This is a genomic window from Microbulbifer guangxiensis (assembly GCF_021729075.1).
GTDB classification, from domain to species: Bacteria; Pseudomonadota; Gammaproteobacteria; order Pseudomonadales; family Cellvibrionaceae; genus Microbulbifer; species Microbulbifer guangxiensis.
In genome coordinates, this window is sequence record NZ_JAJSAQ010000002.1 from 258,072 (window position 1) to 274,344 (window position 16,273).

A 16,273-nucleotide genomic window follows, 5' to 3' on the forward strand; every position below is an offset into this window, starting at 1 on the left:
GGCCAATGAATTTTTTCGAGTACCAGGACCGGGCACGCCGAAACACCGGCCTGCTGGTCGGGCTGCTGTCTGTCGCGGTGGTGCTGCTGATCGCAATCACCACCCTGGCTGCGGCAGCCCTGGTGGCCTACTCCCGCGGTCAGCCCTTCAATCCGATGGAAATGGGCGCTCTGCTGGGCTGGGACAGCGTCGCTGCCATTGCCCTCAGTATCTCTGCCGTCATCCTGCTGGGCAGCCTCTACAAGCTGCGCCAGCTCTCCGCCGGCGGACGCGCAGTGGCGGAGGCACTGGGTGGCCGCAAGATCAATCTCGCCCCCCACAGTGATGCCGAACGACGCGCGCTAAACGTGGTAGAGGAAATGGCCATTGCTTCTGGCACCCCGGTGCCGGAGGTGTATGTACTTGATGAAGATGCCATCAATGCATTCGCTGCCGGTCACGATACCCACGATGCAGTGATCGGTTTGACCCGCGGCTGTATCGAGCGGCTTAGCCGGGATGAACTGCAGGGCGTCGTGGCCCATGAATTCAGCCATATCTTCAATGGCGACATGCGCCTCAACCTGCGCCTGGTCGGGCTGCTGAACGGCATCCTGGTGATCGGCCTGCTGGGCTACTGGCTGCTGCGGGGCACCCATATCGGTTCCAGTCGCGACAACCGGGGTCGCGCAGCCCTTGCGGGTATCGGTGTCGGGCTGATGGTGATCGGTTACAGCGGGACATTCTTCGGCAACCTGATCAAGTCGGCCGTCAGCCGCCAGCGGGAATTTCTTGCCGATGCCTCTGCGGTGCAGTTCACCCGCAGTAATGCCGGAATTGCCGGGGCCCTGAAGAAAATCGGTGGCTATAGCGGCGGCTCGAACCTGAGCAGCGGTCAGGCGGCGGAATTCAGCCATATGTTTTTCGCCAGCGGCCTCAAACGCTCGCTGACCAATATCTTTGCCACCCACCCGCCCCTGCCGGCACGAATACACCGCCTTGAGCCGAACTGGAATGGGCATTTCCCGACAACCGCCAGCGCAGTACCGGCAAGCGACGATGCCCGCATCGCGGGGATTGCCGGCTCTGTGAATACAGCCGCCGGTGTCACCCTGGACAGCTTTTCCGCCACCGTGGACAACAGCATCGGCAACCCGGGGCAGGACCATATCGAGTTCGGCCAGCACCTGCTGGACAGCATACCGCCGCAACTGCGCACCGCGGCCCACGATCCTTTTGCAGCCAGGGCCATCGTCTATCTGCTGCTCAGTCATCCCGAGGAGGCCAAGCGGGAGCAGCAGTCCGTGCTGCTGCAACAGATCGCCCACCCGGGTGTATTTCGCGAGATGCAGAAGCTCGCGCCAAGTGTGCGCGGCCTCACAGCCAGCACCCGCCTGCCACTGCTCGACCTCTGCATCCCGGCATTGCGGGAACTGGTGCCCCAGCAGTACCAGGTATTCAAGCGCAACCTGATCAAACTGCTGCGCAGTGACAGGCAGGTGGAACTGTGGGAATGGGCGCTGTATCGGGTGCTGATGCACGGCATCGAGGGTACACCGGACGGTCACCGCCTGAGTCACCGCCGGGATGCACAGAAAGACGCCGCCCGCTTCCTGCTGGCCGCTATTGCGCATGCCGGGCATCAGGACTACCTGGCTGCCAATAGAGCCTACGGCGCAGGTCTGGGGCTATTGAACCGGGACAAGGCTCCTCTGCCCACGGCGTCCGACATCACCCTGGCACGCCTGGACAAGGCGATCGCCATCGCCCGCGGCATTCCTCCGCTGGAAAAGCCGAGCCTGCTCAAGGCCCTGGCCGCATGTATGGCCCACGACGGCGTTCTTCAGGCCGGAGAAATCGAACTGCTCCGCGCTGTCGCCGACAGCCTGGACTGCCCTATGCCACCCCTGGCAATAGAGCTTGTGGGCCGGGAGAAATTGCACAGAACAAGCGAAACACCAGTGTAAGGCTTGGCAACAGGATCATCAGGAACGACAAAGCCGGCCCATGGGCCGGCTTTGTCGTTCCTGCATTCACCAGACTCGGCGGCCAACACACACAGCGGTCAACCTGATATGAGCGGACTTCGGCGTATTGATGGGATCACGTGTTCTGGTACACGGGGCCGACCCCCATGCTCCACAGAATCACCGTGCCGATCCGCACGGTCACCAACAGCACGAGCCCCACTGTGACCACTGAAGTGGCGTATAGAAAGGCCCGGTCCTTATCCAGCTTCATGAGGATCGGGATTCCCTCATAGATCAGGTAAATCGAATAACAGGCCGCCAGCATGGTGACCGCTGCATTCACCCAGAGATTGGGATAGAGCCCGATAAAGCCGACCAGGAAAATGGGCGTTGTGACAAACACCGCCAGGGCCGTGCCCTCGTAGTGGCGTGTGGGCTCATCACCCTCGACGTTGTAGGTCTTCGCCATCCAGTTGATGAACTCACCAAACAGGTAGACGCCGATCAATATGGCGATGTAGGTCAGGATGGAAAGGGTGAGTGCACTGCCGGGCGTTAGCTTTTGCACGTTATCGCCGATTCGGAAACCTACCTGGGTGACGCCGATATAACCGGAGATGGTGGGTATCAGGGCCAGGATCGGCACATGACTGAGAAAGACCTGTGCGAACGAGTGCTTGTCCCGGCGGATCGCCTCCCACTCCTTATCCGGGTTGGTAAAAATCCCAATGGTATGGCTGAGTAGACGCACGCTGGTTCTCCCTTCTCTGCTATGTCATGCAGTATCGGGGCGCGTGAAAAGATTAACCAACCGAAACAATGAAGCTGGCGCCAACTTTTTTGCCGGATGGAAGCCCGCGGACGGTCAGGCAACGCAGACGCGATTGCGACCTCCGCGTTTTGCCCGGTACAGCGCCTTGTCCGCGGCCTCCAGGACCAGGTCCGGCGTCCGCGCCTTGGGGCCACTGCTCGCCAGCCCGACACTCACCGAGGTGCGGATCTTGCGACCGCCGCCCTGCCCCCGCTTCTGGCGGCCTTTGCCCCCGCCTTCCTGGGGGCGTCCTGCCGCGCGGATACGCATAGGATAGGCAGCGATCTTCTGCCGCATCCGCTCCAGCGCCTTTTCGGCGCGCTCCCGGTCCTTACCGCGCATGACGACAACGAATTCCTCGCCACCATAGCGGAAGGCCCGTCCACCACCATAGCGGGCGATCCTCGCCGCCACCATGCGCAGTGCCTGGTCTCCGACCTGGTGACCGTGGCGGTCATTGAGCTTTTTGAAGTGATCGATATCCACAACGGCGATCGAGTAATTCCGCCCCAGCGTCAACAGGTAGCGGCTGTATGCCCGCCGTGAGGGAATCCCCGTGAGCTCATCGCGGAAAGCAAGATCATATGCCGTCCGCAGCGCCAACCACACCAGGAGCAAACCAATAGCGGAGCCGACCAGCAGTACTGCACCGTAACCGCCAAGGTAGGCCACCAATGCCAGGGTGCTGACACCGAGCAACCCGATACTCACCTGGTCCCGGTGCCAGAGTGCCGCCAGCCCACTGGCAGCGATGGCAGACAACATCAGCAGGTCAGACAACCCGAAGCGACCAGGCAGGGCATCGAGGAACGGGAGACTCGCAGCCGGTGACCAGCGCAGCATCAACAGGTCTTCCCGCAGCAGGTAGTGAATCCCAGCGACCTGAGCCGCCAGTAGCACCGCCAACGCCAGACCGAAGAAACTGAGCAGGCTGCGGTCCCGCGTCAGGGAAACCATGGCAAGGTTCAACGCACCAGCAGCAAGCCAGAATCGGAGTTCGCCCTCACTGGGGGACCACTGGAAGTAGTGCAACCCCGCAAGCAGGAGCAACACCAGTGATGCGGCGGTAGCGATTCGGCTCGCCTTGAAGAAAATGCCCAGCGCAAGGGCCACTGCGGCCAGGCCCACGGCAGCAACAGCACTGAGCGGCAGCGGTACTGCCACCCACTGTTGCCACTGGGCAAGGACCAGGGAAATAAGAATCGCAGGTAGCCAGACATGGCGCAGCAGGGTCATAGGCAGGGGTTCGGCAATCTCGGTTGAAAGCGGGATTCTACCGCCTGCGTCGCAGATTCACCGGGGAACAGGTCGCAATCCGGAGACCGGTTCCTCTTACCGGCCTCCGGCCTCGATCTACTTGACCACCCGCAGTGCAGGCTTCTTGGCGGACTTCTTGCCCAGGCTCGTGGGCGGGGTGGGTTCCGGGGGCTCCGGCGTCTCCTCTGCTTCGAATACCATGCCCTTGCCGTTCTCGCGGGCGTAGATACCGACAACAGCGCCTACCGGTACCTGGATGTCGGTAGGCACACCGCCGAAGCGGGCGCTGAAGCGGATGGCATAGTTATCCATGTTCAGCCCGACGACAGCACTCTCGGAGATGTTCAGCACGATCTGACCATCTTCGTTCACATGCTGCTGGGGCACGAGCACACCGGGCAGGTGGGTATCCACCAGGATATAAGGAGTGCACCGGTTGTCGGCTATCCACTCGTAGAACGCCCGCAGCAGGTACGGGCGGTTGGAGGTCATTTCCGGTTTACTCAAACCCTGTCCCCTCAGCGCATCTCGCGCTCGTATTCGGTCAGGCTCTGCTGGAAGGACTCGCGATTGAACAGGCGGTCCATGTAATCCAGCAGAGGCTTGGCCTGCTTGGTCTTCGGCAGGGAGATCTCGAACTGCTCCAGCCGCCACAGCAGCGGGGCCATGCAGCAGTCGACCAGGGAGAATTCCTCATTAAAGAAGTACGGCAGGTCGGTGAACATCGGGGCGATACCCACGAAGCTGTCACGCAGATCCTTGCGCGCTGCAGTGGCCTCTTTACCACCGGCGAGAATTTTGTCGACCAGCGGACACCAGTCCCGCTCGATGCGATGCATGATCTGGCGGCTCTGGGCACGGGCCACCGGGTACACCGGCAGCAGCGGTGGGTGCGGGAAACGCTCGTCCAGGTACTCCATCATCACCTTGGTCTCGAACAGCACCAGGTCACGGTCCACCAGGGTCGGCAGGGAATTGTAGGGGTTGAGGTCCGCCAGTTCCGCGGGTTTGTTGTCCGGATCCACGTCGATGATATCGACGGAGACGCCCTTTTCCGCCAGCACGATCCGCACGCGGTGGCTGAGATGACTGCGACCATCGGAAAAGAAGGTCATTGAGGAGCGCTTGTTCGTCGGCACACCCATGTTCTAACTACCTCGGGATTGGAAGCCGGCCGGGTAACCGGCTGTCAGGCTTAAATACAAAAAGGGTGGCAGAGCGAGCCCACCACCCCCGAAATCAAGAATCAGTAGCAGCCTCAGTGGTGCACGTCTTTCCAGTACTCGCGGTTGAGCAGCCAGGCAAAGACAAAGAACACCAGGATAAAGGCCAGCACAAAGAAGCCTACGCGCTTGCGGTCTTCCGCCATCGGCTCAGCGATGTACTCCATGAAATTCACCAGGTCGTAGACCGCCTGGTCGAATTCCGCCTCGGTCATGGAGCCCTTCACACCAGCCACTTCCAGGCTGCCGCAGTCAGAGTCCATGATCGGGTTGCCCAGCTCGTCGCGTACCACGCGGCCATGGTCCTTCTTCGGGCCCGGCGCGCACTCGGGCAGGCCCTGCAGCTCCATCAGCACGTGCGGCATCCCCACGTTGGGGAACACCTTGTTGTTTACGCCTGTGGGACGGCTGTCATCCTTGTAGAAACTGCGCAGATAAGTGTAGAGCCATTCCGGGGAGCGGGAGCGGGCCACCAGGGTCAGGTCCGGCGGCGCGGCGCCAAACCAGACCTTGCTGTCTTCCGTGCGCATGGAGATTTCCATCAGGTCGCCGATCTTGGCGTCACCCAGCACCAGGTGCTCCATCATCAGCTCATTGGGAATACCCAGGTCCGTCGCCACACGTCCCCAGCGGGAAAAGTTCGCGCTGTGACAACCCATGCAGTAGTTGACGAAATACTTGGCACCGCGCTGCAGGGAAGGCTTGTCCTGCAGGTCGATATTGATGTGGTCCAGCTCAACCGCCGGACCCGCCGCCACCGCCTTGATCGGCAGGAAGGCCAGGAGGCCGACAACCACGATGCCGCCAAACAGGATTCCGAAGGTCTTGGCACCAGACGGGCTGGTAACACGCTCCGGGGGCTGCTTGATGTGGTCACGGCTGGTCAGCCAGGGCAGTGCCGCGAAGAACACGGCCAGTGCCAGGCTCATCAGGCCGACGAACAGGCTCGCCTTGAAGTTGGTCACCGCCATCCACAGGAACAGCACGCCGAAGATACCGCTGACCACCCATGACAGGGTGCCCTTACGCTCTTCCGGGTTGGTCCAGATGGGCATGGTGATGAAGTAGGCGAAGTAGAACAGGGTCGCCACCTGCGCCAGGAAGTTACGGCCCGGGGTCGGGGATTTGACGCCCAGGTAACCCAGCACGATGAACATGGCAGCAAACAACAGCAGCAGCACCTTCGGCAGCATGCCCTTGTAGCGGATCGAGCGCACCGGGCTCTTGTCCAGCCACGGCAGCACGAACAGGATCGCGATGGCCGCACCCATGGCCACAAGGCCGAGGAATTTCGCTGTCAGCGGGCCGATGTCGATGGTGACGGCGCGCAGGATCGCGTAGAACGGTGTGAAATACCATACCGGGGCAATATGTTCCGGCGTCTTCAGCGGGTTGGCCTCCTCGAAGTTGGCGTATTCCAGGAAGAAGCCGCCCATTTCGGGGAAGAAGAACACCACGACGCAGAAGATGAACAGGAATACCGCGATACCCACCAGATCGTGCACGGTGTAGTACGGATGGAAAGCGACACCGTCTTTCGGAATGCCGTTCTCGTCCTTGTTCTTCTTGATGTCGATACCGTCGGGGTTGTTGGAGCCCACCTCGTGCAGTGCCAGGATGTGCAGCACGACCAGCAGCACCAGCACCAGCGGCAGTGCAATCACGTGCAGGGAGAAGAAGCGGGTCAGGGTAATCCCGGAGATCAGGTAGTCACCGCGGATCCACTGCACCAGGTCTTCACCGATACCCGGAATGGCGCCGAACAGGGACACGATTACCTGGGCACCCCAGTAGGACATCTGGCCCCAAGGCAGTACGTAGCCCATGAAAGCTTCTGCCATCAGCACCAGGTAGATGCACATGCCGAAGATCCACACCAGCTCGCGCGGCGGCTTGTAGGAGCCGTACATCAGGGCGCGGAACATGTGCAGGTACACCACCACGAAGAAGGCGGAAGCGCCGGTGGAGTGCAGGTAGCGGATCAGCCAGCCCCATTCCACATCCCGCATGATGTACTCGACGGAAGCGAAGGCACCTTCGGCAGAAGGGTTGTAGCTCATCACCAGCCAGATGCCGGTCAGCAGCTGGTTGACCAGCACCAGCATCGACAGAACGCCGAAGAAGTACCAGAGATTGAAGTTCTTGGGCGCGTAGTACTTGCCCATGTGGGTGTCCCACGCGCGATAGATCGGCAGGCGCTGATCTACCCAGTCACCCAGTGCGGTTAGCCAGTTCATGCGCTGCCCTCCTGATCCACGCCAATTACGATGATGTCATCCCCTTCGTAGGAATACGGCGGCACGTCCATGTTGGTGGGGGCGGGTACGCCCAGGTAGACGCGGCCGGCCATGTCGTACTTGGAGCCATGGCAAGGGCAGAAGAACCCGCCGAACCACTCGTCACCACCCAGGTCAGTGGCGCCCACTTCCGGGCGGAACATCGGCGCACAGCCCAGGTGGGTACACAGGCCTACCAGCACCAGCAGGTGCGGCTTGATGGCGCGGTTTTCGGGGTTGACGTAAGCGGGCTGGACGGATTCCTCGGAGCTGGGGTCACGCAGCAGGGGGGTCACCTTGTCCAGGTTCTGCAGCGCCTCTTCAGAGCGCCGCACGACGTAAACCGGCTTGCCGCGCCACTCCACGGTGACCATCTGGCCCGGCTCCATCTTGCTGACGTTGAATTTCACCGGGGCACCGGCCGCCTTGGCCTTGGCACTCGGATTCCAGGACTTAACGAAGGGGACAGCAACCCCCACGGCACCCACGCCACCAACTACCGAAGTAGCGGCCGTCAGGAACCGGCGCCGCCCTACGTTTACACCGTCATCACTCATGACGTATTTCTCCCATCACAGCGAAAATTCGCTGGCCCAAACCCAAAAAATGTTCCGAAAATAGGTGCCGCCGGCCAATTGCCGGCGCCAATAAACCCCATAAATCAGGCGGATACAAATTCGCGCAATGTTAAAGAAAATGCCAATTTGATACAAGGTGAAGTCTGGCTGAACGTCGGCAAACCGGTGGCCAACCGGCGAGAAAACAACCACATCTGACAATCAAGGCGCCACGGGCATCCCGGGCCATTGCGCGCGCGCAAAAAAAAGCCCGGCGTGTGCCGGGCTTTGAAAGCATGGATAAGCAGATTAACGCTTGGAGAACTGCGGCTTCTTGCGCGCTTTGCGCAGGCCGACTTTCTTCCGCTCCACAGCGCGGGCGTCGCGGGTTACGTAACCCTCGGCGCGCAGCGGCTGGCGCAGCGCTTCGTCGTACTGCATCAGGGCGCGGGTCAGGCCGTGACGGATAGCACCCGCCTGACCGAAGGAACCACCACCTTTTACAGTGACGTTGATATCAAATTTTTCGACCATGTCGACCTTTTCCAGCGGCTGACGCACGATCATGCGCGCCACTTCACGGCCAAAGTACTGGTCCAGACTGCGACCGTTCACAGTGATTTTGCCCTCACCTGCCTCGATGAATACACGAGCGGTGGAGGTCTTGCGGCGGCCGGTACCGTAGTATTGAGTAGTTGCCATCAGATTCTTCCCGTTTAGATCGCCAGTTCAGTCGGCTGTTGTGCCGCATGAGGATGTTCGCTGCCGCCGTATACTTTCAGCTTCTTGAACATGGCACGACCCAACGGACCCTTCGGCAGCATGCCTTTAACGGCGCTCTGAATGGTGCGCTCGGGCGCTTTCTCGATCAGCTTCTCGAAGCTGATGGACTTCAGACCACCGGGGTAGCCGGAGTGGCTGTGGTAGATCTTGTCTTTGGCCTTGTTGCCGGTCACGCGGACCTTCTCAGCATTGATCACGATGACGTAATCGCCGGTGTCCACGTGGGGCGTATACTCAGGCTTGTGCTTGCCGCGCAGGCGGTGCGCGATCTCGGCGGAAATACGGCCGAGAGTCTTGTCCGCAGCGTCAACAATGAACCAGTCGCGTTTTACCGCTTCCGGCTTGGCACTGTATGTCTTCATGTTATAAACACCTGTAATGTGACCCCGCGAAAGGGGCCGTCCCACGAAAGAGCGCGGATAGTACATAAGCACCCCGGCCATTTCAAGCAGTTTAGGCTCAAATTTCAACCAGTGGCGAGGGCGGACAAACAGGGCCGGATCAGGGCCTGTGCGGGCGGGCCAGGTACTCCCTGGACTGCATCTCCAGCAGCCGGCTCACCGTGCGCTGGAATTCGAAAGACAGGTGCCTGGCCTGATAGAGCTCCTCGGCGGGCACCTCCGCTGAAATCACCAACTTGACGCAGCGGTCATAGAATTCATCCACCAGGTTGATGAATCGCCGTGCCTGGCTCTCCATGCGCGCGTCAAACCGGGGTACATTGGCCAGCAGTACACTGTGGTACTCCCGCGCCAGCTCTATATAGTCATTCTGCGAACGCGGACCATCGCACAGCTCGGCGAACTCGAACCAGGCCACATCATCGGCCTCGCGCACCGCGGTAATGATGCGCCCCTCGATCTCCAGCGGCACATTTTCGTGCACCTCGGCCCCCTCGACGATCAGCGCACTGAAGCTGCGCGCAAGGCTCTGGTTCGCAGCCTGGTCCAGCGGACAGTGATAGAGCTCCGCCTTCTCCAGGGCCCGCAGGCGGTAATCGATACCGCCATCCACATTCACCACCTTGGTGTGCCGCTTGAGCAGGTCGATGGCCGGCAGGAAGCGGGCACGCTGCAGGCCGTCCCGATAGAGCCCCTCAGGGACAATATTGGAAGTCGCCACCAGGGTCACACCGCGATGGAACAGGGCATCCAGCAGATTGGCAAGAATCATTGCATCGGTGATGTCCGAGACAAAGAATTCATCGAAACACAGGACCCGGGCCCTACCGGCAATACGGTCGGCCACCTGCTCCAGCGGGTTCTTTTCCCCGGCGAGAGTCTTGAGCTCCCGGTGCACCTCGCGCATGAAACGGTGGAAGTGGGTGCGGTACTTCTGCTCGAAAGGCAGCGCCTCGTAAAACGCATCCATCAGGTAGGTTTTGCCGCGACCCACGCCACCCCAGAAGTAGAGCCCCAACTCGGGCTCGGGCGTGCGCTGCCACAGGCTGCGCAGCCGATTCCAGACACCGCCGTCCGGTCGCTCCTGCAGCAGGCGCCGGTAGAGATCTTCCAGCTCCATCACCGCAGCCTCCTGCGAGGGATCGGCAACAAAGTCGGGACGCTGGAGATCGCGCTGGTAGCGCTGCATTGGAGACAGGGGTGGATGCATAGCTCGGATTATGGACTGAACCGCAGGTTGCGTTAGAGGAGGCGCACTCTACCAAATCTGGCGCAAATCCGCCTAGCTTCCCGCTCTGCGCCCACCCCCACCCGCAGACGGGCCCATTGGCCCTGGGTCCCGGAAGAATGGCCAGTCAAACGGCACTGCGACCCGCCAGTGGCGCGCAGATGGCGTATAATGGGGGCGTCGTCAGGGACGACCGGCGAACTGTCAATCTTGAGGAGAAGTCTTCGTGCACTCGACATCGGTTTTGATTCTTGTAGGTATCCTGGGCGTGGCACTTGGTGCCCTGCTGGCTTTTCTTGCGGTGCGCGGCCGCTCCGGCGTAGACCGGACACAGGAGCTGGAAGCCCGCCTGCATGAGGCCAATAAAAAGCTGGAGGACTTCCAGCTACAGGTGAACGAGCACTTCGACCAGACTTCACAGCTCGTTCACAACCTTACCGAGAGCTACCGTGAAGTTCACGAGTACCTGGCCAACAGCGCCATGCGCCTGTCCAACCAGGACATCGGCCGCCAGATGCTGGAGGCCGGCAGCGGCAAGCTGAGCGACAATGACGAAAACCTGAAAACGGTCACGCCGCCGAGGGACTGGGCCCCCAAGGAACCCGGAGCCAAGGGAACACTGGCTGAGGATTTCGGCCTGGACAAGGAGCCCACGGAGCGACCCGAGCCCGCAGTAAACCGCTGAGTTACGGCACCCCTACAGCACACCACTGCGCCAGACAAAAAAAGGGCGGGTTGAAAAAACCCGCCCTTTTTAGTGCCCGCTTACAGGCTCTGGTAGTAATCCATCAGGATCTGTGCCACTTCAGGGCGGGAGAATTCCGGGGGCGGCGCAATGCCGTCACCCAGCAGCTCGCGCACCTTGGTGCCGGACAGCAGGATAAAGTCTTCCTTGGTGTGATCGGGCACATCCCGCATCATCACCACTTTGTTCAGCTTCTTTGAATAAGCAGTGTGGTCTGCGCGATAGATAGCGATCTCCAGCGCACCCTCCGGAACCTTCTGGTCGAAGACCGTCTGGGCATCGAAAGCGCCGTAGTAATCACCGACACCCGCGTGGTCGCGGCCCACAATCAGGTGGCTACAACCACAGTTCTGGCGGAATACCGCGTGCAGTACCGCTTCGCGGGGACCAGCGTACAGCATATCGAAGCCGTAACCGGTCACCATGACGGTATTGGCGGGGAAGTACAGCTCCACCATTTTGCGGATCGCAGCGTCGCGCACAGTCGCGGGGATGTCACCCGGCTTCAGCTTGCCCAGCAGCATGTGGATCAGCACGCCGTCCGCATCCACGTCTTCGAGAGCCATCTTGCACAGCTCCTCGTGGGCGCGGTGCATGGGGTTGCGGGTCTGGAAGGCAACTACCTTGCTCCAGCCACGCTCGATGAACTCGTTGCGGATCTCCACAGCAGTGCGGAAGGTGTCCGGGAAGTCGCTCTGGAAGTAGCTGAAATTCAGCACCTCGATCGAACCGGAGATCAGCTTGCGACCGGTGGACTTGAACGTGGCGACGCCCGGGTGCTTTTCGTCCAGGGTACCGAAGACATGCTCCGCCATGGTGCTGATCTGCTCGTCAGTCACGGTCTCGATGGCGCTGACATCCATGATGGCCAGGACAGGGTTGCCCTCGACGTTGGGGTCACGCAGGGCGATGCGGGATGCGCCCTCGATGGCACTGGTGTCCTCCACCATGTTGAGGACCGGCACCGGCCAGAACAGACCGTCCACGGTGCGCAGGGTCTCTGCCACACTCATGGCGTCCGCCAGGTTCATATAACCGTGCAGCGGGTTGAAGTAGCCCGCCCCCAGCATCACCGCATTGGCCGCCGCCGCGGAACTGATCACGATGGAAGGCAGGGACTCCGCCTCGTGCATCAGTTCGTGATGTCGCTCGCTATCGTAGACAAAGCGTGGCTGCAGCTTCTCGCTGCCGTGGGGCCGGACCAGGGACATAGGGGTCTCCAAATCGAATAAAACAAGGGTCTTGGAATTTTTGGACCCGCCATTATACGGATCTGGCGCCAATCACCAATGGGGCTGGCCATGTATAATGGCGACCGAACCAAGGAGTCCCGCGTGTCGCTACAACGTTTTCTGCAAGACTGGGCTGCCCCCGCCGCCATTGGACTGGCACTGGCGGCGGCAGTGCTTTTGCTGTTCCCCCAGCTTCGCGGTGGACATACCCCCACATCAGCGGACCAGCGTCAGGGTCCCTCCTCCTACGCAGCGGCGGTACGCCGGGCGGCACCGGCCGTGGTCAACATCTACAGCCGCATCCCGCTCTCCTCCTACCCCCAGGCCAACAACCCGTATTTTCGTCTGCTATTGCAGCGCATGGACCCGCAGCAACGGCGACGCATGGAGTCCAATCTCGGATCGGGAGTCATCGTCAGCGATGAGGGCTACATCCTTACCAATCACCACGTGATCGATCAGGCTGACGAAATTACGGTAATGCTTTCAGATGGACGCGAGGCGTTGGCGCAACTGGTGGGCAGCGATGCAGATTTTGACCTGGCGGTGCTCAAGGTAGACCTGCCGCGGCTGACCGCGATCGAGGTCGGCAAGCCACAGCAGGCGGAAGTCGGGGATGTGGTACTGGCGATCGGCAACCCCCTTGGGGTGGGCCAGTCGGTGACCCAGGGAATCATCAGTGCGACCGGGGAGCGCGCCGTGCGGCTTGGCGATAGCGGTACAGGCAGCTACCTTCAGGACTTCATCCAGACTGATGCGGCAATCAATCAGGGCAATTCCGGCGGCGCACTGGTCGATGCCCACGGCCGCCTGCTGGGCATAAACACTACCCAGCTGGACGAAAGCGGCTACGTGGGAGGCGTCGGCCTGGCCATTCCCGCGAACATTGCTTTCAAGGTGATGCAGGACATCATCAAGTACGGGCGCGTGGTACCGGGTTGGCTGGGCATCGAAGCGAAGCCGGTCACGCCGCAACAGGCACGGGCTTTCAGACTGGATTACACGCTCGGCATCCTGGTCACTCACATCTATGAGGGGGGACCTGCCCACCAGGCCGGTTTAGAGCCAGGCGACTTCATCACGCACATCAACGGTATGCAAATCAGGCCAACGGAACCCACCCGCTATGGCTGGGCGGGAGTTGCCGCCATGTCCACATTGAGACCCGGCGAAAAAGTCGTAATCACGTACATACGCGATGGTAAAGCAGCAACCGCAGAGGCGACGGTATCTGAACCGCCGCAAACCCAACCCGGCCAAAATTTCGGGCAATAACTGAGAGAAGCCTCAATGCGATTTTTCACTGTTATAGCGATTTCCCTGATTGCTATTCTGGGCCTTCCAGCAGAGGCGAAGGAGCAAAAGAACTTACACGCCCTACTCAACGAGTTCCTTTCATCGACCCATCAGATTGAAATGCACGAGCGTTTCTGGGCCGACGACCTGATCTACACCAGTTCTTCCGGCCAACGATTCGGCAAGGAAAAAATCATGGAAGGGCTGAGGGAATCCGGTAACGCACCCGTCACCGCCAGCTACCGGGCGGAGGATGTGGATATTCGCCTGTTCGGTGACAGCGCAGTGGTCGCCTTCACGCTGATCGGCGAAAACACGGCCGACAGTCAGGTGGAAACGAGCCGCTACTTCAACACCGGGACGTTTGTGAAACGGGATGGGCAGTGGCGCGCTGTTGCCTGGCAGGCCACCCGCATCCCAGAGTGATCACGGCCAGAGATGGCGCCCGATAGCGAGGTGACAGCGTCTCGCACCGGCCTTACTTGTTCCGCACCCGGTACTCCGCCGACCGCGCGTGCGCTTCGAGGCCCTCGCCCCGCGCGAGCGTGGCGGCCACCCGACCCAGCGCGTCCGCGCCCTCCGGGGAGCAATAAATGATCGAGCTGCGCTTCTGGAAATCGTAGACCCCGAGCGGGGACGAGAAGCGGGCCGTGCCACTGGTGGGCAGCACGTGGTTCGGTCCTGCGCAGTAGTCGCCCAGCGCCTCAGCGGTGTGGCGGCCCAGGAAGATGGCACCGGCATTGCGGATCAGTGGCAGGTACTTCTCCGGATCCGCCACCGAAACCTCCAGGTGCTCCGGCGCAATGCGGTTCGAGATCGCGATGGCCGCCTCAATGGAGTCCACGGCAATCAGCGCACTGCGCTCTTTCAGCGAGACGGCAGCGATGTCCCGCCGGGGCAGCTCTGCCAGCAGCTTTTCCAGCGAGCGTTCCACCGCATCAAGGAACTCCTGGTCGGGGCTGACCAGGATCGACTGCGCCTGCTCATCGTGCTCGGCCTGGGACAGCAGATCCATGGCAATCCAGTCCGGATCCGTCCCCCCGTCACAAATCACAAGAATTTCTGACGGACCGGCAATCATGTCGATAGCGACCTGGCCGAAGACGGCGCGCTTGGCCGAGGCGACGAAGATATTGCCGGGACCGACGATCTTGTCCACCTTCGGCACCGTCTCGGTACCGTAAGCCAGTGCCGCGACAGCCTGGGCGCCACCAATGGTGAACACCCGATCCACGCCGGCAATCGCAGCGGCCGCCAGCACCAGATCACTGATCTGGTTATCGGGGGCCGGCACCACCATGATCACCTCGTCGACACCGGCGACCTTCGCGGGTATTGCATTCATGAGTACCGACGAGGGATAACTCGCCTTGCCGCCGGGCACGTAGATGCCCACGCGCTCCATGGGGGTAATCTGCTGGCCGAGCACGGTGCCATCCGCCTCACGGTACTGCCAGGACTCCTGTTTCTGGTGCTCGTGGTAGGCGCGCACTCGTCCCGCAGCAGCCTCCAGCGCCCGGCGGGCTTCCGGCTCGATCCGCTCCCGCGCCGCCTGCAATTCCGCAGCTGACACTATGAAGTCACCACCGCTGTGCAGCTGGCGGCGGTCGAACTGATTGGTATAGGCAATGACGGCGGTGTCGCCGGCCGTGCGGACTTCGCGAAGGATCTCCGCTACCGTTTCCTCCACCCGGCGATCGGCAACCGACTCCCAGGCCAGCAATAGTTCCAGCTGGGCATCAAAATCCGGGGCGAGACTGTCTAACTGGCGAATGACGGCCATGGCTTTGACCCTGCTCCTGCTCTGACTTGTTCTTCTGTCTGTTGACCGGCTCTCGAATATCGGAATTATGCCACCGGCTCTGTCCCGACCGCGGCGGAAAGACGGTCTATCAGCGTGCGAATCGGCTCGTACTTCATCTTCATCGACGCCTTGTTCACGATCAGCCGGCTGCTGATCTGGGCGATGGTATCCCGCGCTTCCAGACCGTTGGCCCTGAGGGTATTACCGGTATCCACGATATCCACGATCTCATCGGCCAGCCCCATCAGGGGAGCCAGCTCCATGGCGCCGTAGAGCTTAATGATATCCGCCTGGCGCCCCTGCGCGGCGTAATAGCGCCGCGCACTCTCGACAAACTTGGTCGCTACCTTGATGCGCCCGCGGGGCAGCTCGGCGCCGCGGATGCCCGCCGTCATCAAGCGGCAGCGGGCAATACCAAGATCGAGGGGTTCGTAAATACCGTCAGTGCGATGTTCCAGCAGGGTGTCCTTGCCCGCCACTCCCAGGTCCGCGGCACCGTGCTGAACATAGGTGGGGACATCGGAGCCGCGCAGCAACAGCAGCCGCACTCCCTCCCGGTTGGTGTCGAAAATCAGCTTGCGGCTGCTGCCGATATCTTCGGCGGGCTCCAGCCCGGCGGCAGCCAGCAGCGGCAGGGTTTCCTTGAGGATTCTTCCCTTGGTCAGGGCAATGGTAATCTGCATGACGATTATGGATTGTTGTGACTATCAG

General features: G+C 61.1%; 16 protein-coding genes. 4 read left to right on the forward strand and 12 right to left on the reverse strand.

Translation table 11 applies throughout. The annotated features are described in order from the left end of the window. The first annotated feature begins 5 nt into the window (after positions 1-5). Positions 6-1,946 (forward strand): M48 family metallopeptidase, encoded by a 1,941-nt coding sequence (locus LVD12_RS05310; RefSeq protein ID WP_237066220.1) that lies wholly within the window; start codon positions 6-8, stop codon positions 1,944-1,946. Positions 1,947-2,082: 136 nt separating this feature from the next. Here the strand turns inward: LVD12_RS05310 and LVD12_RS05315 are convergent, their stop codons facing one another. The 9 genes from LVD12_RS05315 to zapE all read right to left on the reverse strand — a co-directional run bounded on the left by LVD12_RS05315 (position 2,083) and on the right by zapE (position 10,446). After that, a complete protein-coding gene (locus LVD12_RS05315; protein WP_237066222.1) occupies positions 2,083-2,700 on the reverse strand; it encodes a Yip1 family protein in 618 nt (205 codons plus the stop codon). 114 nt (positions 2,701-2,814) lie between these two features. After that, positions 2,815-3,996, reverse strand: a complete 1,182-nt coding sequence (locus LVD12_RS05320) for a GGDEF domain-containing protein (protein WP_237066223.1) — start codon at positions 3,994-3,996, stop codon at positions 2,815-2,817. 117 nt (positions 3,997-4,113) lie between these two features. Further along, positions 4,114-4,509, reverse strand: coding sequence for a ClpXP protease specificity-enhancing factor (locus LVD12_RS05325; protein WP_237066827.1), 396 nt, complete (start codon positions 4,507-4,509; stop codon positions 4,114-4,116). A 26-nt stretch (positions 4,510-4,535) separates the two neighbouring features. Further along, positions 4,536-5,162, reverse strand: a complete 627-nt coding sequence (locus tag LVD12_RS05330; protein ID WP_237066224.1) for a glutathione S-transferase N-terminal domain-containing protein — start codon at positions 5,160-5,162, stop codon at positions 4,536-4,538. Between the two features lie 113 nt (positions 5,163-5,275). After that, complete coding sequence (locus LVD12_RS05335; RefSeq protein ID WP_237066225.1) at positions 5,276-7,477, reverse strand: ubiquinol-cytochrome c reductase; 2,202 nt, start codon at positions 7,475-7,477, stop codon at positions 5,276-5,278. Next, the gene (petA, locus tag LVD12_RS05340) at positions 7,474-8,073 is read right to left on the reverse strand and encodes a ubiquinol-cytochrome c reductase iron-sulfur subunit (RefSeq protein WP_237066226.1); all 600 of its coding nucleotides are present in this window, start codon (positions 8,071-8,073) and stop codon (positions 7,474-7,476) included. Before petA ends, LVD12_RS05335 begins: the two co-directional genes overlap by 4 nt. A gap of 309 nt (positions 8,074-8,382) precedes the next feature. Next, positions 8,383-8,775: a 30S ribosomal protein S9 gene (gene rpsI, locus LVD12_RS05345; RefSeq protein WP_069948582.1), complete on the reverse strand. Its 393-nt coding sequence runs from the start codon at positions 8,773-8,775 to the stop codon at positions 8,383-8,385. 14 nt (positions 8,776-8,789) lie between these two features. Beyond that, complete coding sequence (gene rplM, locus LVD12_RS05350; RefSeq protein WP_069948583.1) at positions 8,790-9,218, reverse strand: 50S ribosomal protein L13; 429 nt, start codon at positions 9,216-9,218, stop codon at positions 8,790-8,792. A 139-nt stretch (positions 9,219-9,357) separates the two neighbouring features. Then, positions 9,358-10,446 carry a cell division protein ZapE gene (gene zapE, locus LVD12_RS05355; RefSeq protein ID WP_237066227.1) on the reverse strand — a complete coding sequence of 363 codons (1,089 nt, stop codon included), beginning with the start codon at positions 10,444-10,446 and terminating at the stop codon, positions 9,358-9,360. Positions 10,447-10,711: 265 nt separating this feature from the next. On the opposite strand from zapE, the gene LVD12_RS05360 reads away from it, so the two are divergent. After that, positions 10,712-11,170 (forward strand): Z-ring associated ZapG family protein, encoded by a 459-nt coding sequence (locus LVD12_RS05360; protein ID WP_237066228.1) that lies wholly within the window; start codon positions 10,712-10,714, stop codon positions 11,168-11,170. Positions 11,171-11,250: 80 nt separating this feature from the next. On the opposite strand, the gene sat is transcribed toward LVD12_RS05360, so the two are convergent. Then, positions 11,251-12,441: a sulfate adenylyltransferase gene (gene sat, locus LVD12_RS05365; protein ID WP_237066229.1), complete on the reverse strand. Its 1,191-nt coding sequence runs from the start codon at positions 12,439-12,441 to the stop codon at positions 11,251-11,253. A 123-nt stretch (positions 12,442-12,564) separates the two neighbouring features. On the opposite strand from sat, the gene LVD12_RS05370 reads away from it, so the two are divergent. Both LVD12_RS05370 and LVD12_RS05375 read left to right on the forward strand, forming a co-directional pair. After that, positions 12,565-13,737 carry a S1C family serine protease gene (locus LVD12_RS05370; protein ID WP_237066230.1) on the forward strand — a complete coding sequence of 391 codons (1,173 nt, stop codon included), beginning with the start codon at positions 12,565-12,567 and terminating at the stop codon, positions 13,735-13,737. Positions 13,738-13,752: 15 nt separating this feature from the next. After that, a complete protein-coding gene (locus LVD12_RS05375) occupies positions 13,753-14,184 on the forward strand; it encodes a nuclear transport factor 2 family protein (protein WP_237066231.1) in 432 nt (143 codons plus the stop codon). A 52-nt stretch (positions 14,185-14,236) separates the two neighbouring features. Here the strand turns inward: LVD12_RS05375 and hisD are convergent, their stop codons facing one another. Continuing rightward, positions 14,237-15,541 (reverse strand): histidinol dehydrogenase, encoded by a 1,305-nt coding sequence (gene hisD, locus LVD12_RS05380; protein ID WP_237066233.1) that lies wholly within the window; start codon positions 15,539-15,541, stop codon positions 14,237-14,239. 65 nt (positions 15,542-15,606) lie between these two features. Further along, entirely contained in the window at positions 15,607-16,245 is a 639-nt protein-coding gene (gene hisG, locus LVD12_RS05385; protein WP_237066236.1) for an ATP phosphoribosyltransferase, read from the reverse strand. Positions 16,246-16,273: the final 28 nt, after the last annotated feature.

What these genes read in the sequence shown, in the direction of transcription:
- zapE (WP_237066227.1), bottom strand. Translation starts at nt 10,446, where the DNA reads ATGCAGCGCTACCAGCGCGATCTCCAGCGTCCCGACTTTGTTGCCGAT.
- LVD12_RS05310 (WP_237066220.1), top strand. Translation starts at nt 6, where the DNA reads ATGAATTTTTTCGAGTACCAGGACCGGGCACGCCGAAACACCGGCCTG.
- rplM (WP_069948583.1), bottom strand. Translation starts at nt 9,218, where the DNA reads ATGAAGACATACAGTGCCAAGCCGGAAGCGGTAAAACGCGACTGGTTC.
- rpsI (WP_069948582.1), bottom strand. Translation starts at nt 8,775, where the DNA reads ATGGCAACTACTCAATACTACGGTACCGGCCGCCGCAAGACCTCCACC.
- hisG (WP_237066236.1), bottom strand. Translation starts at nt 16,245, where the DNA reads ATGCAGATTACCATTGCCCTGACCAAGGGAAGAATCCTCAAGGAAACC.
- LVD12_RS05335 (WP_237066225.1), bottom strand. Translation starts at nt 7,477, where the DNA reads ATGAACTGGCTAACCGCACTGGGTGACTGGGTAGATCAGCGCCTGCCG.
- LVD12_RS05320 (WP_237066223.1), bottom strand. Translation starts at nt 3,996, where the DNA reads ATGACCCTGCTGCGCCATGTCTGGCTACCTGCGATTCTTATTTCCCTG.
- petA (WP_237066226.1), bottom strand. Translation starts at nt 8,073, where the DNA reads ATGAGTGATGACGGTGTAAACGTAGGGCGGCGCCGGTTCCTGACGGCC.
- hisD (WP_237066233.1), bottom strand. Translation starts at nt 15,541, where the DNA reads ATGGCCGTCATTCGCCAGTTAGACAGTCTCGCCCCGGATTTTGATGCC.
- LVD12_RS05330 (WP_237066224.1), bottom strand. Translation starts at nt 5,162, where the DNA reads ATGGGTGTGCCGACGAACAAGCGCTCCTCAATGACCTTCTTTTCCGAT.
- LVD12_RS05375 (WP_237066231.1), top strand. Translation starts at nt 13,753, where the DNA reads ATGCGATTTTTCACTGTTATAGCGATTTCCCTGATTGCTATTCTGGGC.
- LVD12_RS05325 (WP_237066827.1), bottom strand. Translation starts at nt 4,509, where the DNA reads ATGACCTCCAACCGCCCGTACCTGCTGCGGGCGTTCTACGAGTGGATA.
- sat (WP_237066229.1), bottom strand. Translation starts at nt 12,441, where the DNA reads ATGTCCCTGGTCCGGCCCCACGGCAGCGAGAAGCTGCAGCCACGCTTT.